Below are 6,382 nucleotides of genomic sequence, written 5' to 3'. Positions count from 1 at the left end.
AGCCGCCGTCTGCGGAGCAGCGGCCATCGATACAGCCGACTTCCGGGCGGCCGAGCCGCCGTCTGCGGAGCAGCGGCAATCAGACTCTGTACAGCTCGGCTTCGTCGAGGGGGTTGTTGTCGGCGGGCTCGGCCAGGTGCTCGATGCCTCGGCGGATGCCGCCGGGGCGCGGCGGGCGGACGAACTTGTAGCCCACGTTGCGCACGGTGCCGATCAGCGACTCGTGCTCGGGGCCGAGCTTGGCGCGCAGGCGCCGGACGTGCACGTCCACCGTGCGGGTGCCGCCGAAGAAGTCGTAGCCCCAGACCTCCTGGAGCAGCTGCGCGCGGGTGAACACCCGGCCCGCGTGCTGCGCCAGGTACTTGAGCAGCTCGAACTCCTTGTAGGTCAGGTCGAGCGGGCGGCCGCGCAGCCGGGCGGTGTAGGTGGCCTCGTCGATGACCAGCTCGCCCAGCTGCAGGGAGCCGTCGCCGCCCGCCTGGGCGTTGCCCCGGCGGGAGCGGACCAGCCGCAGCCGGGCGTCCACCTCGGCCGGGCCGGAGGTGGGCAGCAGGATCTCGTCGACGTTCCAGTCCGAGTTGACCGCGACCAGGCCGCCCTCGGTGACCACGGCGACGACGGGGACGTCCACGCCGCTGGAGTCCAGCAGCTTGCACAGGCTGCGCGCGCCGACCAGGTCGGTCCTGGCGTCGACCAGGACGACGTCGTGCGGACCGGCTTCCAGCAGCGCCGAGACCTCCGGGCGCAGGGGGCGGACCTCGTGCGGCAGCAGGGACAGGGCGGGGAGAACGGCTTCTGGGTCGGAGTCGGTGGTCAGCAGCAGCACGTCGATGCTCATCGCGGCGCCCTCCTGTTCGGCCGTGGCTGGTCACCGGACCAGCTCGCGGCGAAGTACGGTGACCGGGCCCCGTTGCCTGCGGATGACGGAGACGATACCGGTGCGCACGGCGAAATACCCAGGTCAGCAGGTGGGAGTCACAGTTGTTTCCACAAGCGTCACGCCTGTTACATCCATGTCACACGATTCCGTGCTGCTGCGGGGCGTGCACGTGAGGTCACGTGGTGTGGCCGTGCGGACCCACGAGGACCTGGCTTTCGTGGTGGGCCACGGCTTCACCAACCACGTGCGCAAGCCGTGGGTGGCCAGGGTGCTGGAGCGCTTCGCCCGGCACGGCGGGGTGGTCGCGCTGGACTTCCGCGGCCACGGCCGCTCCGGGGGCCGCTCCACGGTCGGCGGTGACGAGGTGCACGACCTGGCCGCCGGGGTTTCGCTGGCCCGCGACCTGGGGTACCGGCGCGTGGTGACGGTCGGGTTCTCCATGGGCGCGTCGATCGCGCTGCGGCACGCCGCGCTGCACGAGGACCGGCCGGACGCGGTCGCCGCGGTGAGCAGCCCGTCGCGCTGGTGGGTGCGGGAGACCGCGGCCATGCGCCGGGTGCACTGGCTGCTGGAGCAGCCGCACGGCAGGCTGGCAGCCCGCGCGCTGGGCGTGCGGCTGGGGCCGCCGTGGGCCACCGTGCCGGAGAGCCCGCTGGAGGTGGTGCACCGCATCGCGCCCACGCCGCTGCTGATCGTGCACGGCGAGGACGACCACTACTTCGGGCCGGCGCACGCCACCGCGCTGCACCGGGCCGCGGGCGGGAACGCCGAGCTGTGGCTGGAGCCGGGCACCCGGCACGCCGAGTCCGCGATGACGCCCGCTCTGGTAGACCGGATCGCGACCTGGCTCTCCGGTGCCAGTCAGCGCAGTGCCAGTGAGCAGAGCAGGAGAGGGCGATGACCGCTACCCGACCCGCGCCCGTGACCCGCCGCCCGAGCAGGGGGCGCAAGCTCGTCGTCGCCGTGCTGGTGCTCGGCGCGCTGCTGGTCGCCGCCGACTTCGGCCTGGCCGCGGCGGGCGAGTACCAGGTGGCGCAGAAGATGCGCGACAAGCTCTCGCTCAGCGAGGACCCGTCGGTGCGCATCAACGGCTTCCCGTTCATCACCCAGGCGCTGGCCGGGGACTACCGGGACATCGAGATCAGCGCGACCGGCGTGCCGGTGCGCGACCAGCTGCGCGAGCTGGAGGTCAGGGCGAACCTCTACCACACCCGGATCGCCCTGTCCGACCTGCTCGCGGGCAACACCAGGGGCGCGAAGATCGACCAGGTCCGGGGCAGCGTGAAGATCAACGCGGCGGACCTGAACCGGCTGGTCAACCAGGTCACGCCGTTCACCGACATGGCCATCGAGCCGGACACCCGCGAGGACGTGCCCGCGCAGGCGGGCCCCACCACGGCGGCGGTGAAGCTCAGCGGCAACACCACGCTGGCAGGCCGCAAGCTGCGGGTCACCGCCTACGGCTCGGTGTCGCTGGTCGGCGGGCTGGTCGAGATCGCGGTCAGCGACGTCCAGCTGGACGACACCTCGCTGGCGTCGCTGGGCGACGCGCTGGGCGCGGTGCGGCAGGCGCTGGCCGTGAAGATCGACCCCGGCGTGCTGCCGTTCACCGTGACCCCCACGGCGGTCCGGGTGGAGAGCGGCGCGCTGACCGTGGAGGGCACGGTCGACGACATCCCGCTGGACCAGGGGTGAGCGCGGGTGCTTGGGCGGTGGTGGCCGCGGTGGCCGTCACCGCGGTCGTCGCGGTGCTGCTGAGGTGGCGGGAGGGCAGGGTGCGCGTGGGCGGGAGCAGCGGTCCGGAGTTGCCGGAAGCGGTGCGGGCGGCGCTCGATCCCGGTGCGGCGGTGACGCTGGTGCAGCTGTCCACGACGTTCTGCGCGCCGTGCAGGCACACCCGCGTGCTGCTGTCCGACCTGGCCGGGCGGGTGGCCGGGCTGCGCCACGTCGAACTGGACGTGACGAACCAGCCGGAGGTGGCGACCCGCCTGGGGGTGCTGCGCACCCCGACGACGCTGGCGCTGGACGCCTCCGGGGCGGAGGTGCTGCGGGTCGGCGGGGTGCCGAAGCGGGACGTGCTGCTGGAGGCGCTGCGCCCACACCTGCCCCACACGAACGGGTGAACCTGGCATCTCCCACCTGCTGGACGCCATTCCCGGCTGAAGGGACGAGCGGCTACGCTCGGACCATGACCACGCTGCTGACCAAGCGACTCGCGGTGGACCTGTGCCGCGTGCGCAGCAGCCTGTGTCGCGCGACGGGCTGATCGGGCGGTCCCCCGACGGCTGACGCGCCTTGACGCGCGTCCGCGCCACCCCTACGACCGCCTCTGACGGGCTGACAAACACGTCCACAGCAGGAGGTCGTCGTGCCGAAAGACGTCCCGGTAGACCCGCGGGGTCCGCGCTTCAGCGCGTGGATCACCTCGGCCGTCCTCGCCGCGGTGCTGCTCACGGGTTCGTGGCGGCTGCTGGCGGCGCAGGCGGTGCTGTTCGGCCTGTGCGCGTTCATCTCGCTCAAGCTCAACCCGTGGGGCCACCTCTACCGGTACGCCGTCCAGCCCAGGGTCAAGCCGACCGCCGAGCGCGAGGAGCCCGCCCCGCTGCGGTTCGCGCAGGGCGTCGGCTTCGTCTTCGCGCTGGTCGGCACCATCGGCTACGCCACCGGCCTCACCGCGCTGGGAGTGGTCGCCACCTCCGCCGCACTGGCCGCCGCGCTGCTCAACGCCGCGGTCGGCCTGTGCCTGGGCTGCGAGGTCTTCCTGCTCCTGCGCCGCCGCGTCCCGTCCCTCGCACGTCCGCAGTAGGAAACACCCCGAATTGGAGCAGCTCGATGAGCCGTGAAGACGTCCTGGTCTCGGCCGCGTGGGCCGAGGAAAACCTCAAGACGCCCGGCGTGGTGTTCGTCGAGGTCGACGAGGACACCACCGCCTACGACGGGGGCCACATCCCCGGCGCGGTGAAGATCGACTGGAAGAAGGACCTCCAGGACCCGGTCCGCCGCGACTTCGTCGACCGCGCGGGCTTCGAGGCGCTCCTGTCGGCCAGGGGCATCGCCAACGACGACACGGTGGTGCTCTACGGCGGCAACAACAACTGGTTCGCCGCCTACGCCTACTGGTACTTCAAGCTCTACGGCCACCAGTCGGTGAAGCTGCTCGACGGCGGGCGCAAGAAGTGGGAGCTGGACGGCCGCCCGCTGGACAAGGAGCAGGTCGAGCGCCCGGCCACCCAGTACACCGCGCAGGAGCAGGACCTGTCGATCCGCGCGTTCCGCGACGAGGTCGTCGAGGCCATCGGGAACAAGAACCTGGTCGACGTGCGCTCGCCGGACGAGTTCTCCGGCAAGCTGCTGGCCCCCGCCCACCTGCCGCAGGAGCAGGCGCAGCGCGGCGGCCACATCCCCACGGCGATCAACGTGCCGTGGAGCAAGGCGGCCAACGAGGACGGCACGTTCAAGTCCGACGAGGAGCTGGCCCGCATCTACGGCGAGGCCGGGCTGGACGGCTCGAAGAAGACCATCGCCTACTGCCGCATCGGCGAGCGCTCCTCGCACAGCTGGTTCGTGCTGCACGAGCTGCTCGGGCACGAGGACGTGAAGAACTACGACGGGTCCTGGACCGAGTACGGCTCGCTGATCGGCGTGCCGGTCGAGCTGGGTTCCGGCAAGGAGGACTGAGATGAGCCTGGACGGTTGCGGCGCGCCGCAGCAGGGCGTCGACCTGGCGGTCGGTCCCGACGAGGTGGTGCTGACCGGCAGGGTCAGCGCCGGGGGTCAGCCGGTGGGCGGCGCGTTCGTGCGGCTGCTGGACGCCGCGGGCGAGTTCACCGCCGAGGTGGTGTCCTCCCCGGAGGGCGACTTCCGCTTCTACGCGGCGCCGGGCACGTGGACGGTCCGGGCGCTGCACCGCTCCGGCAACGGCCAGGCGTCGGTCAGCGCGGACGGGCCGGGGGTGCACCCGGTCGAGGTCGCGGTGGCCTGACCGGCCCGACGAGTTCCGCCCGGACCCCGGTGGCGTTCGCCACCGGGGTCCGGTGCGCCGCGGTCCGGGGCGATAAACTCGGCTGGTGGAACACTTCTTCACCGGGCTACTGGTCCTCGTGTCCTTGCTCGTCGTGTGGTTCTCCGTGTACGTCGTCTACCGGCTGTTCTCCGACCAGCGGTGATGGCCGAGAACACCCCCGCACCGGGCAGCGGCGACGCGGCGGTGCGGGCCGCCGCCGAGCGCGCCGAGACCACCCGGTCGCGCAACCTGCCGCAGTTCGACGACCTGCCGATCCCGGCCGACACCGCGAACCTGCGCGAGGGCCCGTCGCTGCACGACGCGTGCCTGTCGCTGCTGCCGCTGGTGGGCGTGTGGCGCGGTGAGGGCGAGGTCGTCTACCCGACGATCGACGGCCCGTACCGGTTCGGCCAGCAGATCACCTTCGCCCACGACGGGCGTCCGTTCCTGTTCTACGAGGCGCGGTCGTGGTTGCTGGACGACAAGGGCGCGGTGATCCGCCCGGCCGCGCGCGAGACCGGCTTCTGGCGTCCGCAGGCCGATGACACGATCGAGGTGCTGCTGACGCACAACACCGGGATCGTGGAGCTGTTCTACGGCAAGCCGCGCACCCAGACGTCGTGGGAGTTCGGCACCGACGCGGTGGTGCGCACGGCGACCGCCAAGGAGGTCGTCGGGGCGCAGCGGCTGTACGGCATCGTCAACAACGGCGACCTGGCGTACGTGGAGGAGCGGGCCATGGTGGGCCAGCCGCTCCAGCCGCACACCTCCGCGCACCTCAAGCGCGTCGTCGGCTGAGTCGTCGGCTGAGTCGTCGTCCCGTCCGGTGGGCGGGACACGACACCCGAGGATTGTTCAACAATCCTTCGACTTGCCCTACAGTGGGGGCCATGCGGCTGCGGCGTTGCGGCACCGACGCGGTGCTGGTCGAGGTGGACTCCCTCGACGAGGTGGAGGCGGTGCGCGCCGCGGTGGCCGCCGCCGCGCTGCCGGAGGTGGTGGAGCTGGTCCCGGCCGCGCGCACGGTGCTGGTGACCACCCGCCCCGGCGGGCTGGCGGCCGTGCGGCGGGTGCTCGACGCGGTCGACCCGGCGCGCCGCGCCCCGGTGGCGGCCCGCGAGGTGGTCATCCCGGTCCGCTACGACGGCCCGGACCTGGAGCTGGTGGCCTCGACCGCCGGGGTGCCGGTGGACGAGGTGGTGCGGCTGCACTCGTCGGCGCGGTACACGGTGGCGTTCTGCGGGTTCGCGCCCGGCTTCGGCTACCTGGTCGGGCTGCCCGAGCCGCTGCGGCAGCCGCGCCTTGATTCCCCGCGCACGAAGGTCCCGGCCGGTTCGGTGGGCGTGGCGGGCGAGTACACCGCCGCCTACCCGAGGGCCACGCCCGGCGGCTGGCGGCTGATCGGGCGCACGGACGCGCCGCTGTTCGACCCGCGCCGCGCCGAGCCCGCGCTGCTCGCGCCGGGTGACCGGGTGCGGTTCGAGGTCGTCGCGTGAACG

The 6,382-nt window shown here is 72.6% G+C and carries 9 protein-coding genes; 8 read left to right on the top strand and 1 reads right to left on the bottom strand.

Annotation, left to right across the window (positions count from 1 at the left end):
* Nucleotides 1–79: 79 nt before the first annotated feature.
* Nucleotides 80–838: a winged helix-turn-helix domain-containing protein gene (locus IEZ00_RS31795; RefSeq protein WP_189227062.1), complete on the bottom strand. Its 759-nt coding sequence runs from the start codon at nt 836–838 to the stop codon at nt 80–82.
* Nucleotides 839–1,013: 175 nt separating this feature from the next.
* On the opposite strand from IEZ00_RS31795, the gene IEZ00_RS31790 reads away from it, so the two are divergent.
* The 8 genes from IEZ00_RS31790 to pxpB all read left to right on the top strand — a co-directional run bounded on the left by IEZ00_RS31790 (nt 1,014) and on the right by pxpB (nt 6,379).
* Nucleotides 1,014–1,781: an alpha/beta hydrolase family protein gene (locus IEZ00_RS31790; protein WP_229796290.1), complete on the top strand. Its 768-nt coding sequence runs from the start codon at nt 1,014–1,016 to the stop codon at nt 1,779–1,781.
* Nucleotides 1,778–2,575 (top strand): LmeA family phospholipid-binding protein, encoded by a 798-nt coding sequence (locus IEZ00_RS31785; protein ID WP_189227060.1) that lies wholly within the window; start codon nt 1,778–1,780, stop codon nt 2,573–2,575. The genes IEZ00_RS31790 and IEZ00_RS31785 overlap by 4 nt, the downstream gene beginning before the upstream one ends.
* Nucleotides 2,572–3,003, top strand: coding sequence for a TlpA family protein disulfide reductase (locus IEZ00_RS31780; RefSeq protein ID WP_189227059.1), 432 nt, complete (start codon nt 2,572–2,574; stop codon nt 3,001–3,003). Before IEZ00_RS31785 ends, IEZ00_RS31780 begins: the two co-directional genes overlap by 4 nt.
* A gap of 245 nt (nt 3,004–3,248) precedes the next feature.
* Complete coding sequence (locus IEZ00_RS31775) at nt 3,249–3,686, top strand: DUF4395 domain-containing protein (RefSeq protein WP_189227058.1); 438 nt, start codon at nt 3,249–3,251, stop codon at nt 3,684–3,686.
* A gap of 26 nt (nt 3,687–3,712) precedes the next feature.
* Complete coding sequence (locus tag IEZ00_RS31770) at nt 3,713–4,558, top strand: sulfurtransferase (RefSeq protein ID WP_189227057.1); 846 nt, start codon at nt 3,713–3,715, stop codon at nt 4,556–4,558.
* A gap of 1 nt (nt 4,559) precedes the next feature.
* Nucleotides 4,560–4,862 carry a DUF1416 domain-containing protein gene (locus tag IEZ00_RS31765; RefSeq protein ID WP_189227056.1) on the top strand — a complete coding sequence of 101 codons (303 nt, stop codon included), beginning with the start codon at nt 4,560–4,562 and terminating at the stop codon, nt 4,860–4,862.
* A 183-nt stretch (nt 4,863–5,045) separates the two neighbouring features.
* Nucleotides 5,046–5,681 carry a heme-binding beta-barrel domain-containing protein gene (locus IEZ00_RS31760; RefSeq protein WP_189227055.1) on the top strand — a complete coding sequence of 212 codons (636 nt, stop codon included), beginning with the start codon at nt 5,046–5,048 and terminating at the stop codon, nt 5,679–5,681.
* 92 nt (nt 5,682–5,773) lie between these two features.
* Nucleotides 5,774–6,379, top strand: coding sequence for a 5-oxoprolinase subunit PxpB (gene pxpB / locus IEZ00_RS31755; RefSeq protein ID WP_189227054.1), 606 nt, complete (start codon nt 5,774–5,776; stop codon nt 6,377–6,379).
* Nucleotides 6,380–6,382 lie beyond the last annotated feature (3 nt).

The sequence above is a fragment of the Saccharothrix coeruleofusca genome, from assembly GCF_014648515.1.
GTDB lineage: Bacteria > Actinomycetota > Actinomycetes > Mycobacteriales > Pseudonocardiaceae > Actinosynnema > Actinosynnema coeruleofuscum.
Note: the sequence above shows the minus strand (reverse complement) of the source record. Positions and strands in the feature narration are given on the sequence as shown.

Coding starts and splice junctions, on each gene's coding strand:
- IEZ00_RS31795 (WP_189227062.1), bottom strand. CDS start 838: ATGAGCATCGACGTGCTGCTGCTGACCACCGACTCCGACCCAGAAGCC.
- IEZ00_RS31790 (WP_229796290.1), top strand. CDS start 1,014: ATGTCACACGATTCCGTGCTGCTGCGGGGCGTGCACGTGAGGTCACGT.
- IEZ00_RS31785 (WP_189227060.1), top strand. CDS start 1,778: ATGACCGCTACCCGACCCGCGCCCGTGACCCGCCGCCCGAGCAGGGGG.
- IEZ00_RS31770 (WP_189227057.1), top strand. CDS start 3,713: ATGAGCCGTGAAGACGTCCTGGTCTCGGCCGCGTGGGCCGAGGAAAAC.
- IEZ00_RS31765 (WP_189227056.1), top strand. CDS start 4,560: ATGAGCCTGGACGGTTGCGGCGCGCCGCAGCAGGGCGTCGACCTGGCG.
- IEZ00_RS31760 (WP_189227055.1), top strand. CDS start 5,046: ATGGCCGAGAACACCCCCGCACCGGGCAGCGGCGACGCGGCGGTGCGG.
- pxpB (WP_189227054.1), top strand. CDS start 5,774: ATGCGGCTGCGGCGTTGCGGCACCGACGCGGTGCTGGTCGAGGTGGAC.